The organism is uncultured Imperialibacter sp., from assembly GCF_963974565.1.
GTDB lineage: Bacteria > Bacteroidota > Bacteroidia > Cytophagales > Cyclobacteriaceae > Imperialibacter > Imperialibacter roseus.
In genome coordinates this window covers 84,198-103,710 of the sequence record NZ_CAXBCJ010000023.1, presented here as the reverse complement: position 1 = coordinate 103,710, position 19,513 = coordinate 84,198, and the positions used below count along the sequence as shown (strand labels likewise).

17 protein-coding genes are annotated in these 19,513 nt (G+C 46.4%); 9 read left to right on the top strand and 8 right to left on the bottom strand.

Going from position 1 to position 19,513, the window contains the following annotated elements; translation table 11 throughout:
- Positions 1–182 precede the first annotated feature (182 nt).
- Complete coding sequence (locus tag AAC052_RS24200; RefSeq protein ID WP_339815810.1) at positions 183–860, top strand: M15 family metallopeptidase; 678 nt, start codon at positions 183–185, stop codon at positions 858–860.
- Between the two features lie 284 nt (positions 861–1,144).
- The gene (locus AAC052_RS24195; protein ID WP_339815809.1) at positions 1,145–1,402 is read left to right on the top strand and encodes a hypothetical protein; all 258 of its coding nucleotides are present in this window, start codon (positions 1,145–1,147) and stop codon (positions 1,400–1,402) included.
- A 468-nt stretch (positions 1,403–1,870) separates the two neighbouring features.
- On the opposite strand, the gene AAC052_RS24190 is transcribed toward AAC052_RS24195, so the two are convergent.
- Positions 1,871–2,551, bottom strand: a complete 681-nt coding sequence (locus tag AAC052_RS24190; RefSeq protein WP_317487552.1) for a VTT domain-containing protein — start codon at positions 2,549–2,551, stop codon at positions 1,871–1,873.
- A gap of 70 nt (positions 2,552–2,621) precedes the next feature.
- Between AAC052_RS24190 and AAC052_RS24185 the strand changes: the two genes are divergently transcribed.
- Positions 2,622–3,761: a cystathionine gamma-synthase gene (locus AAC052_RS24185; RefSeq protein WP_317487553.1), complete on the top strand. Its 1,140-nt coding sequence runs from the start codon at positions 2,622–2,624 to the stop codon at positions 3,759–3,761.
- Between the two features lie 47 nt (positions 3,762–3,808).
- Here AAC052_RS24185 and AAC052_RS24180 read toward each other — a convergent pair whose 3' ends face one another.
- The 4 genes from AAC052_RS24180 to AAC052_RS24165 form a co-directional block, all read right to left on the bottom strand.
- Complete coding sequence (locus tag AAC052_RS24180; protein ID WP_317487554.1) at positions 3,809–4,381, bottom strand: Uma2 family endonuclease; 573 nt, start codon at positions 4,379–4,381, stop codon at positions 3,809–3,811.
- A gap of 75 nt (positions 4,382–4,456) precedes the next feature.
- Positions 4,457–4,801, bottom strand: a complete 345-nt coding sequence (gene arsC, locus AAC052_RS24175; RefSeq protein ID WP_317487555.1) for an arsenate reductase (glutaredoxin) — start codon at positions 4,799–4,801, stop codon at positions 4,457–4,459.
- A 7-nt stretch (positions 4,802–4,808) separates the two neighbouring features.
- A complete protein-coding gene (gene hslV, locus AAC052_RS24170) occupies positions 4,809–5,345 on the bottom strand; it encodes an ATP-dependent protease subunit HslV (RefSeq protein WP_151999427.1) in 537 nt (178 codons plus the stop codon).
- Between the two features lie 125 nt (positions 5,346–5,470).
- A complete protein-coding gene (locus tag AAC052_RS24165) occupies positions 5,471–7,129 on the bottom strand; it encodes a pyruvate dehydrogenase complex dihydrolipoamide acetyltransferase (protein WP_339815808.1) in 1,659 nt (552 codons plus the stop codon).
- A gap of 265 nt (positions 7,130–7,394) precedes the next feature.
- Between AAC052_RS24165 and AAC052_RS24160 the strand changes: the two genes are divergently transcribed.
- The 6 genes from AAC052_RS24160 to AAC052_RS24135 all read left to right on the top strand — a co-directional run bounded on the left by AAC052_RS24160 (position 7,395) and on the right by AAC052_RS24135 (position 14,619).
- Positions 7,395–8,390 (top strand): alpha/beta fold hydrolase, encoded by a 996-nt coding sequence (locus AAC052_RS24160; RefSeq protein ID WP_339815806.1) that lies wholly within the window; start codon positions 7,395–7,397, stop codon positions 8,388–8,390.
- A gap of 79 nt (positions 8,391–8,469) precedes the next feature.
- Positions 8,470–9,168, top strand: a complete 699-nt coding sequence (locus AAC052_RS24155) for an SOS response-associated peptidase (protein WP_339815805.1) — start codon at positions 8,470–8,472, stop codon at positions 9,166–9,168.
- A 110-nt stretch (positions 9,169–9,278) separates the two neighbouring features.
- Positions 9,279–11,327, top strand: coding sequence for an OmpA family protein (locus tag AAC052_RS24150; protein WP_339815804.1), 2,049 nt, complete (start codon positions 9,279–9,281; stop codon positions 11,325–11,327).
- 52 nt (positions 11,328–11,379) lie between these two features.
- Positions 11,380–12,387, top strand: a complete 1,008-nt coding sequence (locus tag AAC052_RS24145) for a beta-ketoacyl-ACP synthase III (RefSeq protein WP_317487560.1) — start codon at positions 11,380–11,382, stop codon at positions 12,385–12,387.
- Positions 12,381–12,986, top strand: a complete 606-nt coding sequence (locus tag AAC052_RS24140) for a hypothetical protein (RefSeq protein ID WP_339815803.1) — start codon at positions 12,381–12,383, stop codon at positions 12,984–12,986. The genes AAC052_RS24145 and AAC052_RS24140 overlap by 7 nt, the downstream gene beginning before the upstream one ends.
- Positions 12,987–13,131: 145 nt before the next feature.
- Complete coding sequence (locus AAC052_RS24135) at positions 13,132–14,619, top strand: hypothetical protein (RefSeq protein WP_339815802.1); 1,488 nt, start codon at positions 13,132–13,134, stop codon at positions 14,617–14,619.
- Between the two features lie 69 nt (positions 14,620–14,688).
- Here AAC052_RS24135 and AAC052_RS24130 read toward each other — a convergent pair whose 3' ends face one another.
- From AAC052_RS24130 to AAC052_RS24120, 3 genes are read right to left on the bottom strand one after another with little or no spacing between them, the layout of a single operon-like run.
- On the bottom strand, positions 14,689–15,810 hold the full coding sequence (locus AAC052_RS24130) for a DUF4249 domain-containing protein (protein WP_339815801.1): 1,122 nt from the start codon (positions 15,808–15,810) through the stop codon (positions 14,689–14,691).
- 6 nt (positions 15,811–15,816) lie between these two features.
- The gene (locus tag AAC052_RS24125; protein WP_339815800.1) at positions 15,817–16,941 is read right to left on the bottom strand and encodes a DUF4249 domain-containing protein; all 1,125 of its coding nucleotides are present in this window, start codon (positions 16,939–16,941) and stop codon (positions 15,817–15,819) included.
- Positions 16,941–19,346, bottom strand: coding sequence for a TonB-dependent receptor (locus AAC052_RS24120; RefSeq protein WP_339815799.1), 2,406 nt, complete (start codon positions 19,344–19,346; stop codon positions 16,941–16,943). Before AAC052_RS24120 ends, AAC052_RS24125 begins: the two co-directional genes overlap by 1 nt.
- Positions 19,347–19,513 lie beyond the last annotated feature (167 nt).

Genomic DNA, 19,513 nt, shown 5'->3' with positions numbered 1-19,513 from the left:
TACTACTTGATCGAAACAAAATTATATACACATGAAATAGCCATAAGGAGAGCCATACCCAACGGAACCGGCGTGGAACGATGAATAAGTGGATCGAAAAGCTAAATATTCATTCTCCAGTGGTAAAAGCTATTCCATCGCACCGGCGAACCGGTGGCCGCTGAAAAACAAATTATATACACATGAAAAGACTTTTGCTCCTCCTTCTTTGTGGCTTACTGATTCAAACTGCGTTCGCTCAGGAAGCTGACCTCTCCCACCCTTCGCCCAAAAATCCTCCGAAGGAAAAAGGTGACTTCAAAAAGACTGACCTGGTGGAGCTTGTTTCGCTGGATCCCAGCATCAAACTCGACATTCGCTATGCCACCGACAACAACCTTGTTGGCCGGCCGGTGTATACACAGGCCAGGGCTTTTCTGCAGCGACCGGCAGCAGAGGCACTTGCCAAGATTAATGCCTCATTGAAGGAAAAAGGCTTAGGACTGATGGTATTCGATGGTTACCGTCCCTGGAGTGTGACGAAGATTTTTTGGGACATCACCCCAGTGGAAGACCGCATCTTCGTTGCCGACCCCAATCAGGGCTCCAGGCACAACCGGGGCTGCGCAGTTGACCTAACCCTGTATGACCTGGCAACGGGCGAAGAGATACAAATGACGGGGGTGTATGATGAAATGACCGAGCGCTCTTACCCCGACTATACCGGTGGCACTGAAAAGCAGCGCCAAATGAGAGACCTCCTCCGCTCCGCTATGGAAGCAGAAGGCTTTACAGTGTATGAGTACGAGTGGTGGCACTTTGACTTCAACGACTGGCGCAGCTACAGGATCACCAATGTGCCGTTTGAAAAGGTGAAGTAGCTCTTAGTTTGCTCCGGGGGGCGTGTTCTCTTCTGGGGACTAAATGAAAATTACCGCTAACAGACACTGTCGGCTAGCTTGCCATTGATATTTACTACTTGTAATATATTCTCGTATTCCCTTGTACTTTTTAGCGCCTAACTACTAGTTTTACATAGTTCTTTCTGTGCTATGAATATGGTGCTGAATTGAGCTGGGCAATAACTACCAATCAATTGTTAAAGAAACATCTCCTTATAATAGTTTCTTTGTTCCTGCTGGCATCAACCACGGAATTTTTGTGGATGGAAAGCTTGTCTGGAAAAGAAGACTTGTTCGAGGTAGAGTCTGAATTGAGCAACCAGCTGGAGGAAAAATCAAGCCTCTCGTACCACAAATTTAAAATACCCGACATCGGCTGGCCCAATATTGCCAATTCCTCGTATCCATTCAATTTTGATATTCCCTTTTCTGCGCCGTCAGAACACCCTACAAAATCCGCCGAGGTCGCTCCCGACAAAAGGCTTTACCTTCTCTATTGCCAGCTAAGGCATCATTGCTAACCAATAAAGCCTCGTGAATAAGAGCGGATAAGCTTGCCGATGGGGCAATGCTTAGCCGAAATATTCCTCGTTGCACCTTTCATTCTCATGGAGAATTGGCAAGGCAATCCTGTGAAAAGTACTTCATATTCATTGACTGGAAATCATCCGCCAAAAATGATGAAGCTGTTTAAAGACTATCGAAGGACAATGCCAATCAGTTCAGGCGCTTAAAGTTCATCAAAGGAAATATGCTGTATATCACAGAAGATAAAGGCAACATAAAAGACGGCAGCAATGGCATGTTTGTATGACAATATCAGGTGAGCTTTTTGCATGCTCATTCAAAGATCGTTGGAAAATTTAGGTTAGGTCGGTGCAATGAAGAACCATAGGTTGGTTACTTGATTGTCTTATTTTTCAGTTTACAGTTTACAGTTTGATGAGCGGCGGGCCTTTGGTCCGCCGTTGATTTTTCATACTGGCCAGCTAGACGCCGTTCTTGCTTTGGGAGCGATTTATTGAACGCTTAAAAACCCACCCCAAGCCAACAAAGCTTACCACAAGTAATCCAATCCATAGCAACGAGAACAGGCTCCCTGTGGCCAAAGCCTCCATTTGCATCCCAATAGCCACAGCCATCACCGTTCGGGGAAGCATACCAATTAACCCGCCCAACAAAAAAGGTTTTATCCGTATGCCCGTGTAACCAAGTACTACGTTCATGATAGCAAATGGAAGCACCGGTGAAATGCGGCACATGATCACCAGCAGAAGGTCGTTCTTCTTCAAGCCATCCAGCACAGCCGTTGAGCGTGGATAAGCATCAAAAACAGCCTGAACAGCTTTAGCCCCAATTAACTGCGACACCGCATAGCCAAGTAAAGACGCCAGCATATAAGCAGGCACTAGCAACCACAAACTTTCGAAGCCCAGAAAGTAGCCGCTAAGCGCTGCCACAAACGTGGTGGGAGTAAAAGCAAAGGCCATGGTAAAAACAGTCAGCAAAAAGAACCAAGCCCACTGTAGCTGCGTTAGGCCAGTGAGCCATTCAGCGTGCTGCCAGCTTTGATAACCCGTGATGGTGCTAAAAATAAGTGGCATGGCCGCCATCCAAAGAATAAGCACCAGGGATGCGGGACTGCGGCGAATGATTTCTCGTACAAGCATTTGAAAGAAGCTGACTAAACCTAACTTTGCGGCACAAGTAACCACATAATACCCAAATAATTCACTTTATATGGAATTCGGAACCAAAGCTATTCACGCCGGCGCAGAGCCAGACCCCTCCACAGGAGCCATAATGACTCCCATCTATCAAACCTCCACTTACGTGCAGGAAGCACCGGGAAAAAACAAGGGGTATGAGTACGCCCGGTCTCAGAACCCAACCCGTGAGGCGTTGGAGACAGCCCTTGCAGCTCTGGAAAATGGCAAATATGGCCTTTGTTTCAGCAGTGGAGTTGCTGCCACCGATGCAGTTATCAAGCTGCTGGCCCCCGGCGATGAGGTGATAGCTGCCAGTGATATGTATGGAGGCACCTACAGGCTGTTTACCAAGGTCTTTGAAAAATTTGGCATTAAGTTTCACTTTGTTGACATGCAGGATGCAGCAAATATCAGCAAATACATCAATGCCAACACAAAGCTGATTTGGTTAGAGACACCAACCAATCCACTGATGAACATCGTGGACATTCAGGCAGTGGCCAACCTGGCCAAAGGTAAAAACATCATCGTGTGCGTGGACAACACCTTTGCTTCGCCGTACCTGCAAAACCCGCTTGACATGGGAGCAGATATTGTGATGCACTCTGCCACCAAATACCTCGGAGGCCATAGCGACGTGATCCACGGCTGTCTGGTCATGAACGACAAAGACCTGAAAGACAAGCTCTACTTTATTCAAAAGAGCTGCGGTGCGGTTCCCGGCCCCCAGGATTGCTTCCTGGTGCTGCGTGGTATCAAAACGCTGCACGTACGCATGGAACGCCACAGCGAAAACGGTGAGAAGATCGCACACTTCCTGAAGAACCACCCAAAAGTGGGCAAAGTATACTGGCCGGGCTTTGAAGACCACCCTGGTCACGCCATTGCCAAAAAGCAAATGCGCAGCTTTGGAGGGATGATCTCTTTTACACTAAAAGACGAAACAATAGCAGCAGCCAACAAAGTGCTGAGCTCTACCAAACTTTTCTCACTGGCGGAAAGCCTCGGTGGTGTAGAATCGCTGATCAATCACCCGGCCAGCATGACACATGCGTCTATTCCCCGTGAGGAAAGGATCAAAAACGGACTGAGTGATTCGTTAATCAGGTTGAGTGTGGGCATTGAGGGAGCAGATGACCTGATCGAAGATTTGAAAAAGGCGATTGGATAAAAAATAGGGGACTGTCGATAGTTGATTATCAATTATCGACAGTTGTTTTAGCTCCAGATATCTTCGAGATTAAACTTAAGTTGCGGGATCACACGACTGGAAACAATGCCACCTTGCGAAAGAAAAAAGGACGGCTTATCGACGACATCCAAATCCTCCGAAAATACTTCCAACGTTTGATTAGCCGGGTCGACGATCCAGTATTCCTTCACTCCCATTTTTAGGTACGCCTTCTTCTTGGTATACCTGTCAACATAGCTATTTGAAGGGGAAATTATTTCAACAATCAAATCTGGCGCCTTTTCGACACCCTTTTTTGTGACAGCATTAGCGTTTGATTCTGCTATATAGATCAGATCCGGCTGAAAAACATTCCTATCGTCTACATACAAATCGATGGGGGAAAAAAAGACCTCTCCTGTGCCGGCAGCAAAGCTGTCCAATATCTTGAACAACCTCCGAACGACACGTTGATGTTCAGGTGTTGGGGCGGGACTCATAAATAATTCTCCATCAATTAACTGGCAAGGCGCAGCGCTTTCACCCAGTAGCTGATAGTCACTGGCAGTCCACTCTTTAGTTCTGTTGATCACTAAACCTTCCATAATGGTGTTTCTCAAACAACTATAAATATATCATTTATAATGAGTCAATAAAAACCAGCGAAGCAGCGGGCCTTCTAACCCAGAAAACACCTAATTCAGTATCTTCTCCATCTCTTCCTCTCCCCTTCCTATCACCGCCACGCCATCCCTTACGATGATCGGGCGTTCGATAAGAATGGGGTCGTTGACCATAGCGGTGATCCACTGCGCACTTGTCAGCGTCTTGCCTTCATACTTCTCCTTGAACACAGGCTCCTTTTTACGCACCAAGTCTTCAGCTTTGATTCCAAGTTTCTCGATCAGGCCCCGCAACTCAACTTTGGTCGGGCAATTCTGGAGGTATTCCACAATCCTTACCTCTCCTCCTCTTTCGTGTAATATTTTCAGCGCCTCCCGACTGGCGCCGCATCTCGGGTTATGGTATATGGTATACATGTGTCTTTTAGAGTTTCTCTACTATCAAATTGTGATTGGTATAAATACAGATGTCAGCAGCAATATTGAGCGCCTCTCTCACTATTTCTTCAGCTGTCAGTTGCGGTGCGTGCTTCTTGAGAGCAATAGCAGCCGCCTGAGCATACATGCTACCTGAGCCTATCGCAGCCACTCCGTTTTCTGGTTCCAGCACGTCGCCAGTGCCTGACACAACAAGGATTTCCTCTTTGCTGGCGGTGATCAGCATCGCCTCCAGTTTCCTGAGGTACCTGTCAGTTCGCCAGTCTTTAGCCAGCTCAATAGCGCCCCGCTTCATATTGCCGCCGTAAGCATTCAGCTTTTCCTCAAACCTGTCGAGCAGCGAAAAAGCATCAGCAGTCGAGCCGGCGAAACCAGTTACTACTTTACCATCAAGCAACTTTCTGATCTTCTTAACATTGTTTTTAGCAACGGTATTACCCATGGTAGCTTGTCCGTCGGCCCCTATTGCAATTTCCCCGTTATGCTGAACCGCCAGCACGGTTGTTGATCTGATTTTTTCCATTTTGTGTATGATAATGAGAAACCGCTTTTTAGCTGTGTTTAGTTTCCCTGATTGGTACAATAACTAAAAAAGCCAGCAAGTATGATACCTGCTGGCTTTGATGTGTCAAAAAGACAGTGTTTTATTTAAACCAGCAGTTTGATCGGATCTTCGAGGAACTTCTTCAGCGTCTGCAGGAAGGCAGCACCCATAGCTCCATCCACTGATCGGTGATCGCAAGTCAGCGTCACTTTCATAATATTGCCCGGCACAAGCTGACCATTTTTCACAATCGCAGTCTCCTTAATACCGCCTACGGCCAATATGCAGGAGGCAGGCGCATTCAGGATAGCTGTGAATTCATCTACACCGAACATACCAAGGTTGGAAATACTGAAGGTAGCTCCCTCCCAATCGGTAGGTTGAAGCTTCTTAGCTTTAGCCTTTTGCCCGAATTCCTTTATTTCAGCCGAAATATGCGACAGTGACTTATTGTCTGCAAAACGAACAACAGGCATCAGCAGCCCATCCGGCGGTATAGCCATAGCCACTGCCACGTGGATGTGTTTGTTCATCCGTATTTTATCACCTCTCCACGACACGTTTACATCGGGGTGCAATCTCAAAGCCGCCGCTGCTGCTTTGACTACCATGTCATTAAACGAGATCTTCACCGGCGATATGTCGTTCAGGCTTGTTCTGGCTTCAATGGCCTTGTCCATGTTGATTTCCATGGTCACATAGAAGTGCGGCGCAGTAAATTTGCTATCGGACACACCTTTGGCGATGACCTTCCGCATTTGAGAAACCGGCACATCTTCGAAGCTTTCTTCGCCCACTATCGATGGCAATACCACTTTGGGCGCCTCCTTGCCTGGTGCAGCAGCCGGAGCTGATGGTTGCGCCGAAGGACTAAAGCTTTCTACGTCTTTTCTCACAATTCTGCCTCCATCGCCGGAGCCGGCAATCTGACGGATATCATATCCTTTATCTTCAGCCATTTTCTTGGCCAGAGGAGAAATTTTTATTCTTCCATTGTCAGACGAATGATCTGCAGTGGCCGCCTGGCTTGAAGCCGCTGGCGCACTTGAAGTACTTGCAGGCGCACTTGCCGCCTGGGGAGCACTTTCCTCAGCCGGAGCTGAACCAGCACCCGCTTCATGTGCTTTCAGCAATGTTTTGTAATCAGCACCCTTCTCCCCAATAATAGCAATAACACCATCCACTGGCACAGAGCTACCAGCCTCTACGCCGATATACAGCAAGGTACCATCTTCATAAGACTCCAATTCCATGGTAGCCTTGTCAGTTTCCACTTCGGCAATGATGTCTCCTGCCTTCACAGTATCTCCTACTTTGCTCAACCATGAGGCAATAACTCCCTCCGTCATGGTGTCGCTCATTTTTGGCATTGTCACCACCGTTGCCTTAATGCCTGAAGTATCAATTTTTTCTGCGGGTGCGCTGGCCACTGGTGCCGGGGCGGCACTCTCTGCGGCCTTTTCAGCAGCGCCGTTGCCTGCTCCTCCACTCTTCACATCTTTCAGCAACCCGTCAATATTCTCTCCCTTCTTGCCTATAATAGCAATGATTCCGTCTACAGGGGCAGCTTCTTTCTCCTTTACACCAATATAAAGGAGGGTGCCATCCTCATATGATTCCAGCTCCATTGTTGCCTTGTCGGTTTCTACTTCGGCGAGTATATCACCAGATTTCACTGTATCCCCCACTTTCTTCAGCCATGAAGCGATAACACCCTCTTCCATGGTGTCACTCATTTTTGGCATTCTGATTACTTCAGCCATTCGTTGTCCTTATTTATATCAAAAATAGCGTTATTGAAATTTTAATCACAACTATGCATTATCATGTTGCGACTCGTAAATTTATAAAATTGAGGCTTAGCCATGAACATATTAAATGATATTCGTTGGAAAATGTTTTGGTCGGCCAGCGAATCTACCCAAACATCAGTTTACAAACGTGTGCATAGGTTTCTGTCTGCTACGATATTAGCAATAACTACAGCAGTATTCATGGCTTTTTTGAAAATTTATTGAATAATCAGCAATGCCCGTACTCCAAAAACCCAGCTACAAGGGTTCCTTTCTTTCCGTAAACAAGCACTTCGAAACGATTTACCCTGCACTTTTCAGAAAAGTATCCAATCCCCCTGCCGTTCGAAGGGAAAGGCTGGAAATGAAAGACGGTGATTTTCTTGACATTGATTATGCCATACAGCACACAGCAAATCGCAACAACCGGGTAGTAATTATCACTCACGGGCTGGAAGGGGACAGTAGCAGGCCCTATATCAAAGGAATGACCAAGGCCTTTTATGCCCATGGCTGGGACGTGATGGCCTGGAACCTACGGGGCTGTGGTGGCGAGCTCAACAGGCTGCCGAGGTTCTACAATAGCGGAGCTACCGAAGACCTGGACGCAGTAGTGGCCGAAGCCGTCAAGAGAGGCTACAACGAAATTTCACTGGTAGGCTTTAGTCTTGGCGGCAATATGACAGTGAAGTTTCTGGGCGAGTCCTACGCTGACCAATATCCGATTGCCTCGTCCGTGGCATTTTCCGTACCTCTTGACCTGGAGAGTTGCTCTGTTGAAATAGACAAATGGCACAACTATCTCTACACCCGAAGATTCCTGAATACATTGATTAAGAAAGTGGTTCGAAAAGCCGAAATATTCCCCGAATCATTCAACACTGAGGGTGTTCGGAAAATAAAAAGCATCTTTCAGTTTGACGAATTAATTACAGGCCCCCTGCACGGCTACGAAGGCGCTGTTGACTACTACAAACGGTGCAGCTCAGCCCCGTTTGTGCCGAAAGTAAAGACGCCCCTGCTTGTGGTCAATGCGTTAAACGATACTTTCCTTTCCGCTAAGTGTTACGAGGAAAGTGCCTTCAGCGCCAATGCAAACACCATATTGCTGAAACCCCGGCACGGCGGGCATTGCGGTTTTGCAGAGTTTCGAAACGGCAGCACCTACTGGTCGGAGCAAATGGCTACCGAATTTTGCCTGCACCCTGAGCGGTGGCTTCAGGGCAAGTAAATGGTTAAATGACTCACAGTCAGTGTTACGGTCGTATTTTTACGGCAAATTAGATAGCTTTGGGAAAACCAATCATTGAATGAGTTCACGCTATACGTTGAGTAAGCCACCTGAAGAAGTTGCCAGGCGATTTAAAGCTGATGTAACAGACTCATATGAGCCAAGGTTTAATATAGCGCCGACACAGCTCGCCCCAGTTATTACCAGCGACTCACCGAAGGGGTTTTCGTTTTTTTACTGGGGACTGATCTCGAAATGGGCCAACAATAAAAGCATCAGTGAAAGGCTCTACATCACAAGAGCAGAACAGATTCCCGAGAAAGCAAGTGCAAAAACCGCTTTGATGGAGCGCCGGTGCTTGATACCAGCTGATGGGTTTTACGATTGGAAAAAAGTGAGCAAAAAAGGACAGGTGCCCTACTACTTTTTTGAAAAGCAGCACCAGCCTTTTGCAATGGCAGGTCTTTGGGAGGAGTTTGAAGATGATGAAGGAGAGCAAATGCATTCGTTTACATTAATTACTTGTGCTGCTAACCAACTGGTATCGGAAGCCAGTGACCGGATGCCTGTAATGATTGAGAAATCCCGTGAAAGTGCCTGGCTCAACAAAGCTACGCCATTCGAGGAGCTGGTGAGCATGCTAAACCCCTTTCCGGCACTGCAAATGCAGCGCCATCCTGTGTCATCAAGAGTTAATAATATAAAGTATGATGCGCCTGATTTGATCTTGCCGGCTGCGCCCTCGGATCAGTTCGGCAACTATACACTCTTTGACTAATTGACGATTTATCATTATCCTGAGACAATTTATATCTTGAACAAGTTCGTATTCATAGCGTTTTGCAGAAGTATCAACCAACCCGATTTCTATTGTATTTGTATACCAGCATGAAAAATTCGACCTATTTACGCATTACTTCACTAGCCCTCCTTGCAGTGGGTGTCCTGCTTCCCTACGCAGGCTCCTCACAAGGCAAGCACAGCACGTATGTGAGAGCAGAGGATTCTTTTTATGATGAGGAGTTAGAAACCGCCTTCCTGTTGTTCAACGAATACCTGGCTGGATCACCCGACGACAGAAAGGCCCAGTACTACGCCGAGATTTGCTCACTACTCACCTACTACCCCGCCAAACCACTCGATAAATTTCTTCAGTTTGAAGCTACCCTGGGTACCAGCGACAAATTTTTCTATTATTGGGCTGGAAGGATCTATGCAGCACGGTACGACTATGGTGCGGCCATAGAAGCCTGGCAGAAATTCCTCGACCTGAAGGCCTACAAAAGCAAAGTAATTACCGACGAAACAAAGGCTTTCATTGAAGACGCTATTGTTAAAAAATCTTTTATCGAGCATCCATCCACCTATTCAGTGCACCATTTGCCGGCACCTATCAATACGCTCAATTCTGAAGAGAACCCTATATTGTTTGACAATGAAAGTAAGCTGATGCTTGCGAGCATAGGCAACGACGAGAGTGTCCGCCGAAGAAAGCAAAGGTCAACTATTTACTTTTTTGAGCGGCAGGGGAAAAACAAATGGTCGGCACCAGTGAGCTACCCGGCTTTCAAAGAAATGAAAGGCAACATCGTCAACCTTCAGCTTTTCGACAACGAAACCAAACTTCTGCTTTACTACGAAGACAAGAAGGGTGATCTGTATCAATCGGAAAAAGTAAATGGTGTTTGGCAAAAGCCCAAGCCTTTGGAGCAGATAGATCGCTCGGGCATGCAGGTCAGCGGCTTTTTCACTTCCAATGGAGAGGTACTTGTTTATACGGCCGAATCAAAAAAGCCCGACAAAGACATCGACCTTTATATGGTGACAAGGCAGGGTGAAGGCCAATGGTCAGCCCCTACTGAGCTACAGGAACTCAACTCTCCGTTTGACGAAGACAGCCCTTACATTACACCAGACGGTTCCACCATCTATTTTAGCTCAAGAGGCCACTCGAGCATTGGAGGTTTCGACATATTCAAGTCGGTACGAAACCCTACTACAGGCAAGTGGGGAACTCCGGAAAACCTGGGGTATCCTATCAATACACCCGGCGATGAAATTTTCTTCAAGTTCAACAAAGACGGCAAAACTGGCTTCTTTAGTTCGGACAGGGCCGGAACAGTTGGCTTTCTCGATGCTTACCTGTTCGTAGAAGAAATCAAGATTCCAATGAAGGGCAGGGTAATCGCCAGCTCTACAAAACAGCCTCTAGCAGGGGTGCTGGTGAGAGTAACGCCCGACAACCAGTACCTCAACACACTTTCGGCTGAAAGCAATCAGGACGGAGAGTTTGAGGTCTTGCTTACGTCAGGATTTGACCAAACATTCGACCTGACCTACATGGGTCTGCATGCTAAAACAGAGAGTATTTCAGTGGATCAGACCAGCCCCACCAACATACTGAACAAAGTTTTTGAGATCGACTTAACGGAAACCATCCTTGCTCAGCAAACCCATCAGCAGGGAGTCCAGCAAGGCAAATCAGCCGTTCCAACCAAAACGACTACAAAAGTTGCCAGTGCCAGCACAGAAACCACAGCCCCAATTTCCGAGTACACTGAGTTGGGTGACCTGGGAAAGAAATTCAGCAAAGGCAATAAGGCCATTTTGAGTAATATATACTTTGAGCCGGGGTCTGATTATATCAGCTCTGCTTATACGCCCGAGCTTTTCGCACTTTTCAAGGTAATGAGTGAAAACCCTGAACTGAGAATTGAGATTGGCGGACACACCGACGCTCTGGAGGAAAAAACCAGTACACAGAATTTATCGAAACTCAGGGCCAGAGCAGTGGGCAGCTACCTGATGCAAAGAAGAATATCAGAGAATAGAATTAAGGAGGTGGGCTACGGAGCCACACAACCACTGGCGTCGAATGACAATGAAAAAGAAGGACGTGAGTTAAACCGCCGAATCGAAGTCCTTGTTATTGAATAGAACTTAAATTGTTTCGTTTATTATTCTTGTATAAATATAACTCAACACCCAAATGAGAGCAAGCAAGATAGCAGGCATTGGCCACTATGTGCCCGACAACGTAGTGACCAACAAAGACCTTGAAAAACTAATAGAAACCACTGACGAATGGATTCAGGAAAGAACCGGCATTAAAGAGCGCCGGTTTGTAGACCCAAAGTCGGATGAAGCTCCGTCAACCATGGGTACCAAGGCTGCCCGGATTGCCATCAAAAACGCCGGAATTACGCCCGACGATCTTGATTTCATCATTTTTGCCACGCTCAGCCCCGACTACTACTTCCCAGGCCCGGGTGTGATGGTGCAAGAGCAGCTTGGCATCAAAGAAATTGGTGCGCTTGACGTCCGAAATCAGTGTTCAGGGTTTGTTTATGCAGTTTCTATTGCCGATCAGTTTATCAAAACCGGAATGTATAACAACATCCTGGTGATAGGCTCCGAGCTCCATAGCAGCGGCCTCGACATGACCACCAGAGGGCGTGGCGTCTCAGTTATTTTCGGCGACGGTGCAGGTGCCGTGGTGATGCAGGCAGCCGACAAGCCAGGGCAGGGCATCCTGTCTACGCACCTTCATTCCGAAGGCAAGCATGCGAAGGAGCTGGCACTCATAGGCCCAAGCACCAAGCACTGGGTGGACAAACTAATCGTCGAAAATGACCCCGAAGACATCAGCTACTACCCCTACATGAATGGCAACTTTGTGTTCAAGCACGCTGTTACCCGCTTTGAAGAGGTGATCAATGAGGCACTGGACAAGAATGGCTTTAAGAGCACAGACATCAACCTTTTGATCCCGCACCAGGCCAACCTGCGCATCAGCCAGTTCATTCAAAAGAAAATGGGACTGTCGGACGACCAGGTATTCAACAACATCATGAAATATGGCAACACTACAGCCGCTTCCATTCCCATTGCAATGAGTGAAGCGTGGCAGGAAGGAAAAATAAAGGAAGGCGACTTAGTATGCCTCGCTGCATTTGGTAGCGGATTTACCTGGGCTTCTGCACTTATTAGATGGTAGAAGACGGGTTTTCCAAAGAAGAAATAGACCTGATGGGTGACAGCGAACTGCTGTTGACCAAACGAAAGGTAATTTCGAAGATGGCTGACCGGTTCTCTGCAGTAGAAGGAAAATTTAGGCAAATAATGCTGAGTGAAAGCAGCCTTCACTTACCACCCGACACCCTGGTAAAAGCTGGAAAGGTATCGAGAGGAGAAAATTACAAAGGTCTCCCCTATATTGTACTGGACTACCCACGGCTTATGACCCGTCACGATGTGCTCAATATCCGGCTGTTATTCTGGTGGGGGCATTACTTCACCCTGTCGCTTCACGTGGCCGGTGGGTTTTGGCAGGAAAGAAAACCAAACATTTTAAAGAATATTGGGGCACTTACTTTTGGAAAAATTCGTTTTCAAGTCGACGGTTCACCCTGGGAAAACGACATTTTCTCAGGTAATTTTCACGACTTAAACCCCTCCGACAGCGTGCAAACACTTTCAATTGAAAAATCCACCTTTTTGCGGCTCAGCTACTATTTACCTCTCCATGAGATCCCAAATCTCGATGAATTCGCTACCAAAGGTTTTAAAAAATTTATGTCTATTTTAAAGGATTGAATAATCTAGCATTGTTTTTGAATACCAAAGTAATCGGACAACAATCAAACCCCGGATGAATAAGCCCGCAAGCTATTTGTTGATATACTCCTTAAGCATTTTTTGTCTATCCTGCTTTTTGCTCCCCGGATTGAAGGCCCAAACGATGTCTTTTCCTGACACCGTTGCCACTTACAAAGGCGAGGTACAGAATGGTAAAAAGGAAGGCCTGTGGCTTTTTTACAGAGGCAATAACCAGTTGCTGGCAGAAGGTTTTTACAAAAATGATAAGAAAGACAGCCTTTGGTTTTTCTACAACACAGATGGCCGCCGCAACCAAATGGAGAGCTACAAGGGAGGTATTCTTAACGGCATCTATGCCAGTATTTATTCAAATGGGGAAATCAAGGAACGAGGCCGGTACAAAGATAGTCTGCGAACTGGCGACTGGGAAGGGTTCTATCGCTTTGGGCTTAAGCTTTACGAAGGCAAATACAACGAGGGCAAACGAGAAGGTTTTTGGAAAGAGTATTATGAAACAGGCAACCTTAAGTCCGCAGTGTTTTATGAGAATGATAAACTGGACGGTGAGGCCGAATTTTACGACGAATACGGACAATTGCAGTCCAAAGTAAATTACAAAGAAAATACGCTTCACGGCCCGGTTACGGAGTTTTATCCCGACGGAAGTGTGGCGCTTGAGGGAGTCTTCAAAATAGGAAAGAAAGACAGTGTTTGGGTAGAATACGACCCTTTCAAATTGATTTTAGCCAAAGAGAAATATAAAAATGGTTCGCTGGATGGAAAACAGTCGTACTACTACCCGAGTGGCAAACTGGAAAAGACGGAAGAATATGAGTTAGGCATAGCAACCGGCAACTGGCAGCAATACTACGAGAATGGTCAGCTCAAGTTGAATGTCAACTATAAGAACGGCCTAAAGGACGGCATCTATCAGGAGTTTTTTGCCCGGGGCAAAAAGAGCGTTGAAGGCAAATATGCCTACGACCTGAAGACCGGTACATGGACAAGCTTCTTTGAGAATGGCAACCTCTATTCCATTGGCGACTACCTGCGTGATCAGAAGACTGGCTTGTGGAAATACTTTTACGAAGCTGGCCCAATCGAAACCGAAGGCAAGTACAAAAATGACATGAGAGACGGCCAGTGGGTCAGTTACTATATTACAGGAGAAATATCTGCTATCGGTAGCTACAGGCTGGATTTAGAAGACGGCATTTGGGGCAGGTTTTACCAAAATGAGCAACTCATACAGGACGAAAACTGGGACAATGGCCGACTACTGGCAGTCAGCGAATACTTTACACCAAAAGGGGAGGTATTGCCTGGTGGCACCTTAAAAGACGGCTACGGCTCAAGAATAACTTACTATGAAGATGGTACCCTAAAGCTGGAAAGCTATTACAAAAACGGCTTTACCTCTGACATATGGAAGTACTACCACCCCAACGGCAAGCTGGCCTCTGAGGGGCAACTACTGAACTCCCAAAAACAAGGCACATGGAAATACTACCATGACAATGGCACTATGGAATCGGAAGGAAAGTATTTGAATGATGAACGCATCGGTCTTTGGAAGTTTTACAACAGAAAAAACAGGATAACGAATCAGATCAATTATTCGAAAGAATAAAGCGGCGTTTTCCTAAAGCAACTGTTGTAGACAACACCAAGTCAGGTTCTTTGCACACTTTTCCGTTAATCAATTGCTGGAAACAACTGGATAATAAGTTGGTGCATCTTCCCAGTGGAGGGGTGTGACTCCCGTTCTGACACCCGCTACTTCCTGGCATTCCAGACAGCCGAATCTCATGTCCAGAATAATTTCCGATGACAGCTTTCTGTACGGATTGTCTGAAATACCGCTTCTGCTAAAATAAACGGACTTCATTTTTAGCCCTGACGCACCAAAAAAGCCATGCACTCTTTCTTCGGGATCGTTCACATTAAACAGGTTGCCCTTAATGGTGATCGGAGGCCTATCAAATACCCCACCCGAGTTGGTAGTTAGTTGCGCTACTTTTTGCCAGTATTCATACGCAGCCCGGCTAAGGGCATACTGCTCGGCTTCTACAAAATAAGGCAGGCGATCATCATAAGGAAAAGTGAGTAAAGGCACTCTGGCTATTGTATTTCCATCCAACAGTTTGTCTGACCCGACATTAACGCATCCTGGGCAATTGTTGATACCAAAGCACCGGCTACAGCAATAGGTGCCGAACGTGATATAGCCCGCATCCGGGGCTCCTATTCTCCAAATTCTGCAATAATCCAGCCTCTCATAATTATTCCAGCGCCACAGATAGTAGTTCTCCTCATTTTCTGGGTCTTTGGTCTCCACGAAAACATCAAACTCACCTTGCAAAAACTCGCCTGAGATATCCCGGTACTCAGCGTACATGGTGTCTATCTCCGGCACTGCCGCCAGGTAGTCGGGCTTCGATTCGTAATTTTTTCCGTTAGCCAACTCTATCCTCACCGAATAGCTTCGCCCCACTTCGCCTCTGATTCCATCAGCTTTGGTCTCATAAGCGCCGCCCGCTGTATAAGTGAGTTGTTCTTCATTGCCCGCATCATCTTTGATAATGACCTTTGCATCGTAGATTGTAAAATCACTTTTAGCGTTGCCCGAAGTGTAAGTGGTACTGTAGCTTAGCTTTACCCTGTAAGGTCCTGACTGGTCAGTAATGAGACCTTCTACCGTCAGTTTGGAATTTTCATCGGTCAGTTCGGGGTCAAAGGGAGTTATGCAGCCGACCAGCAACAACAAGCTGAGCAGCTTCCATTTTGCATTTACTTTGCCTGGGCTAAATCGTTCCAACATACTACATCAATAAACAACTGGATAATAAGTAGGCGCATCATCCCAATGAGCAGGGATGATTCCAGTTCTTACTCCTGCCACCTCCTCACATTCAAGACACCCAAACCTCTTGTCCTCAACGAAGTCGTCGTACCAAAGCTTTTTGTAAGGATTTGCCGGAATACCCCTTCTACTAAAATAAACTGATTTTGTCTTTAGTCCCGATGCTCCGAAATAGCCAAGAACTCTCTCATCCGGGTCGGTAGCATTTGACAAATTTCCTTTTATTGTGATAGGGGGTTTGTCAAAAACTCCTCCTGAATTCGTAGTCAAGTGGTCTACCATTTGCCAGTACTCGTACGCTGCTTTACTCACCGAATACTGCTCTGCCTCAACGAAATAAGGCTTTCGATCGTCATATGGGAAAGTCAGCAACTGTACTCTTGATATCCTATTCCCATTCATAAGCTTATCAGCAGCCACATTTACACAACCCGGACAGTTGACAATGTCAAAGCAAATACCGCAACAAGGCACCGCATAAGTTACAAGCTTGAATGCGCCACTTCCCGTTGTATAGATCCTACAGTAATCCAGTCGCTCAAAGTTATTCCACCTCCACAGATAGTAGTTCTCTTCATCTTTCGGATCTTTGCTCTCGACGAAAACGTCAAACTCCCCTTGCAAAAATTCGCCGGAAATATCCCGGTACTCAGCGTATATGGTGTCGATGGGTGGAACAGCTGGCAGCATCTCCGGCACAGACTCATAAACCTTTCCATCGGATAGCTCTATTTGTACCGAATAGCTCCGCCCAACTTCTCCTCGTATTCCATCAGCTTTCGTTTCATACGTGCCTCCCTTCGTATAGGTAAGTTGTTCCTCATTCCCCACATCGTCTTTGATGATTACTTTAGCATCATAAATCGTAAAGTCACTTTTAGCGTTGCCTGAAGTATAAGTGGTGCTGTAGCTTAGCTTCACCCTGTAAGGGCCTGGCTGGTCAGTAATCAGACCCTCTACTGTTAATTTTGGCTCTTCGTCGGTCAATTCAGGATCAAATGGTGTAATGCAAGTGGTGAGCACAACAAGACACACAGTCAACACACCTGTCAATCTATTTCTATACAAAATCAGGCTTCTTGATCCCATCAAAAAGTAAAGTTGTAGGTGATTGACGGAAAAATGGAGCCAAAAATAGAGAGCTTGTAGACGTCAGCATGGACATAGTAAAGCTGGTTATTAGGCTTGAAAAAAATCGAATAGGCATTTTTTCGGGCATAGACATTATAGATAGAAAATACCCAGCTCCCCTTCCACTTTGCTTGCCTGCTTGGTTTATCGTCTATTGTCATAGCCAAATCCAGCCTATGATAATCGGGAATGCGAAACTGGTTGCGGTTCTCATAATAAGGCACATACGCTCCATGGTAGTAGTACTTGTCCAACGGATAGGTCGTCGGTCGGCCGGAACTATAGGTGAAATTCGCTGAAAAGCTCACCCTGGCACTTTGCTTAAATATGGCTGACAGGTTCAGTATGTGGGGCTTGTTGAAATTCGTAGGGTAGTAGTTACCGTTACTAATTTGCTCCTCAATAAAATCAGTCTTCGTCCTGATTCTTGCCTGCGAGTAGGTGTAACTTAGCCAGCCGGTCAGCCTTCCCATGTTCTTCTTCGCCTGAAGCTCTACACCATAAGCAAAGCCATTTCCATGAAGAATGGCAGTTTCCAAGGCCGGGTTCAGCAGCAGGTCAGCACCATCTTTATAGTCGCTTAGGTTTTGGGTGGTTTTGTAAAAAGCCTCTGCCGATAGCTCATACACATTCTCTCTGAGGTTCTTGAAATAGCCCACTGACACCTGATCGGCGATGATAGGCTTGGAGTAGGGATTGCTCAGTTGCCACCTGTCGATGGGCATTGAGGCAGTGGTATTGGAAATAATCTGCAAATATTGCCGCATCCTGTTGTAACCCAGCTTGACAGACGCTGTCGGGTTAAGGCTGTATTTTAATGACAGCCTGGGCTCTGCGCCACCATAGCTATTGATCCTTTCTCCCTTTGAATAGTGTGTGGTATCCACCATTGACTCATGCGAGTAAGGTACGCCAGGCTGATAAGAATACACATCCCGGTCACCCATGTTTTGGAAATAGGAATACCGAAGACCAGCCATTACAGTCAGCTTTGTGTTAACGATGAGTTCATCGCTTGCGAACCCCGCCAGTTCCAGTCCATACTCATTTTGCAGCAGCTGCTCGTTGATGTTCGATTCGCTGCTGGTGGGTTGCAGATGCCCCGGTTCCAGAATGTATTGGGTGCCGGCACCGCCAAACATAATGGTATGGCTGCCTTTCAACCAGCTAAAGTCGGCTTTTGCTTTTCGGTACTTTATGGCCGACGGCAACTCAAAGCCCACAGCCGGAACGAGGCTGGAAATCGACGCATTGTAGTCGCTATAAACACCAACTACGTTCGCTATGAAGTCGGGAGAAAAAGCATGATCCCACCTAACGGTAGCATTGGTAGTTTCCCAGTCGTATTGAGAGGATGTAGCGTTGACCTCCAGTGCAGAGAGTGAGTCAGAGGCCAGCTTAAACCTGTCCACCGATCGATACAATGACAGCTGGATTTTATTGTCATCATCAACTTGATAAAGCACCTTGGCCGTTACATCATAAAAGTTAGCCCTGGTGTCCTGAATTGCTTTGTTGGGAGCAAGTTTGAAAATGTAGTTCGGAAAAGAAGCCCTGCCTCCCAGCAGGAAGCTTACTTTCTTATTGACAGGCCCTTCTAGCAAAAGACGGTTGGCTATGATCCCAACCCCACCCTGCGCTTTTATTTGATCGGTTTCTGGCGTTCTTATTTTTATGTCCAGTACGGAAGAGGCCCTGCCTCCGTACTGTGCCGGAATCGCCCCTCTGTAAAAGGAGATATCTCTTACAACGTCCGGATTAAACACCGAAAACAGCCCCATCAGATGAGAACTATTAAAAACCGGTGCATCGTCGAGCAATATCAGGTTTTGGTCAATATTTCCTCCTCTTACATTAATACCTGTTGTTCCCTCCCCTACCGTTGTCACGCCCGGAAGCATGAGCAGGCTCTTCATCACGTCCACTTCCCCCATAAAAGTCGGCATTTTCTCAATCGTCTTCATCGACATCTTGCTAACGCCAAGCTCCACACTCGATATGTTATGGTCTTCCGCCTGACCACTTACACTCACTTCCTGCAACAGTTGAGACGACTCATCCAGGTCAATATTGATGGTCATGGCACGATAAACAGGCACATTGCGTCTTTTGCTCTCGAAACCAACAGAAGAAAACTCAACAGCATGCACTCCCTGTGGTAAGAACATGATGAAATACCCGGCTGAGTCAGTTACTACACCTGTCGAAAGGTTAGTCACGTAGACGTTTACACCTTCTAAAGGAGCGCCTGAAACGCTATTTTTAACAGTGCCACTAAAGGGGGAATTTTGAGCAACTGATAGAAAGGACGTCAACACCGACAATAAGACACAAGCCAGAAGCACCTTCAAGAGGTTTCTCATTTGTATTGCATAAAAGTAGTAGATCCTTACCCTAAAATAGAGAACAACTCTGCTTCAAAACTCCCTATAATTTGAGAATAAAGAAATCAATTACAAGATGTTAATCCATTTAAAGGTAGTAATTTTCCGCAATGGGTAAGTGAAAAATATAAGCCTTTCCGAGTATT

What these genes read in the sequence shown, in the direction of transcription:
- AAC052_RS24135 (WP_339815802.1), top strand. Translation starts at nt 13,132, where the DNA reads ATGTCTTTTCCTGACACCGTTGCCACTTACAAAGGCGAGGTACAGAAT.
- AAC052_RS24165 (WP_339815808.1), bottom strand. Translation starts at nt 7,129, where the DNA reads ATGGCTGAAGTAATCAGAATGCCAAAAATGAGTGACACCATGGAAGAG.
- AAC052_RS24160 (WP_339815806.1), top strand. Translation starts at nt 7,395, where the DNA reads ATGCCCGTACTCCAAAAACCCAGCTACAAGGGTTCCTTTCTTTCCGTA.
- AAC052_RS24120 (WP_339815799.1), bottom strand. Translation starts at nt 19,346, where the DNA reads ATGAGAAACCTCTTGAAGGTGCTTCTGGCTTGTGTCTTATTGTCGGTG.
- AAC052_RS24190 (WP_317487552.1), bottom strand. Translation starts at nt 2,551, where the DNA reads ATGCTTGTACGAGAAATCATTCGCCGCAGTCCCGCATCCCTGGTGCTT.
- AAC052_RS24195 (WP_339815809.1), top strand. Translation starts at nt 1,145, where the DNA reads ATGGAAAGCTTGTCTGGAAAAGAAGACTTGTTCGAGGTAGAGTCTGAA.
- AAC052_RS24130 (WP_339815801.1), bottom strand. Translation starts at nt 15,810, where the DNA reads ATGTTGGAACGATTTAGCCCAGGCAAAGTAAATGCAAAATGGAAGCTG.
- AAC052_RS24150 (WP_339815804.1), top strand. Translation starts at nt 9,279, where the DNA reads ATGAAAAATTCGACCTATTTACGCATTACTTCACTAGCCCTCCTTGCA.
- AAC052_RS24140 (WP_339815803.1), top strand. Translation starts at nt 12,381, where the DNA reads ATGGTAGAAGACGGGTTTTCCAAAGAAGAAATAGACCTGATGGGTGAC.
- AAC052_RS24155 (WP_339815805.1), top strand. Translation starts at nt 8,470, where the DNA reads ATGAGTTCACGCTATACGTTGAGTAAGCCACCTGAAGAAGTTGCCAGG.
- AAC052_RS24185 (WP_317487553.1), top strand. Translation starts at nt 2,622, where the DNA reads ATGGAATTCGGAACCAAAGCTATTCACGCCGGCGCAGAGCCAGACCCC.
- arsC (WP_317487555.1), bottom strand. Translation starts at nt 4,801, where the DNA reads ATGTATACCATATACCATAACCCGAGATGCGGCGCCAGTCGGGAGGCG.
- AAC052_RS24145 (WP_317487560.1), top strand. Translation starts at nt 11,380, where the DNA reads ATGAGAGCAAGCAAGATAGCAGGCATTGGCCACTATGTGCCCGACAAC.
- hslV (WP_151999427.1), bottom strand. Translation starts at nt 5,345, where the DNA reads ATGGAAAAAATCAGATCAACAACCGTGCTGGCGGTTCAGCATAACGGG.
- AAC052_RS24125 (WP_339815800.1), bottom strand. Translation starts at nt 16,941, where the DNA reads ATGGGATCAAGAAGCCTGATTTTGTATAGAAATAGATTGACAGGTGTG.
- AAC052_RS24200 (WP_339815810.1), top strand. Translation starts at nt 183, where the DNA reads ATGAAAAGACTTTTGCTCCTCCTTCTTTGTGGCTTACTGATTCAAACT.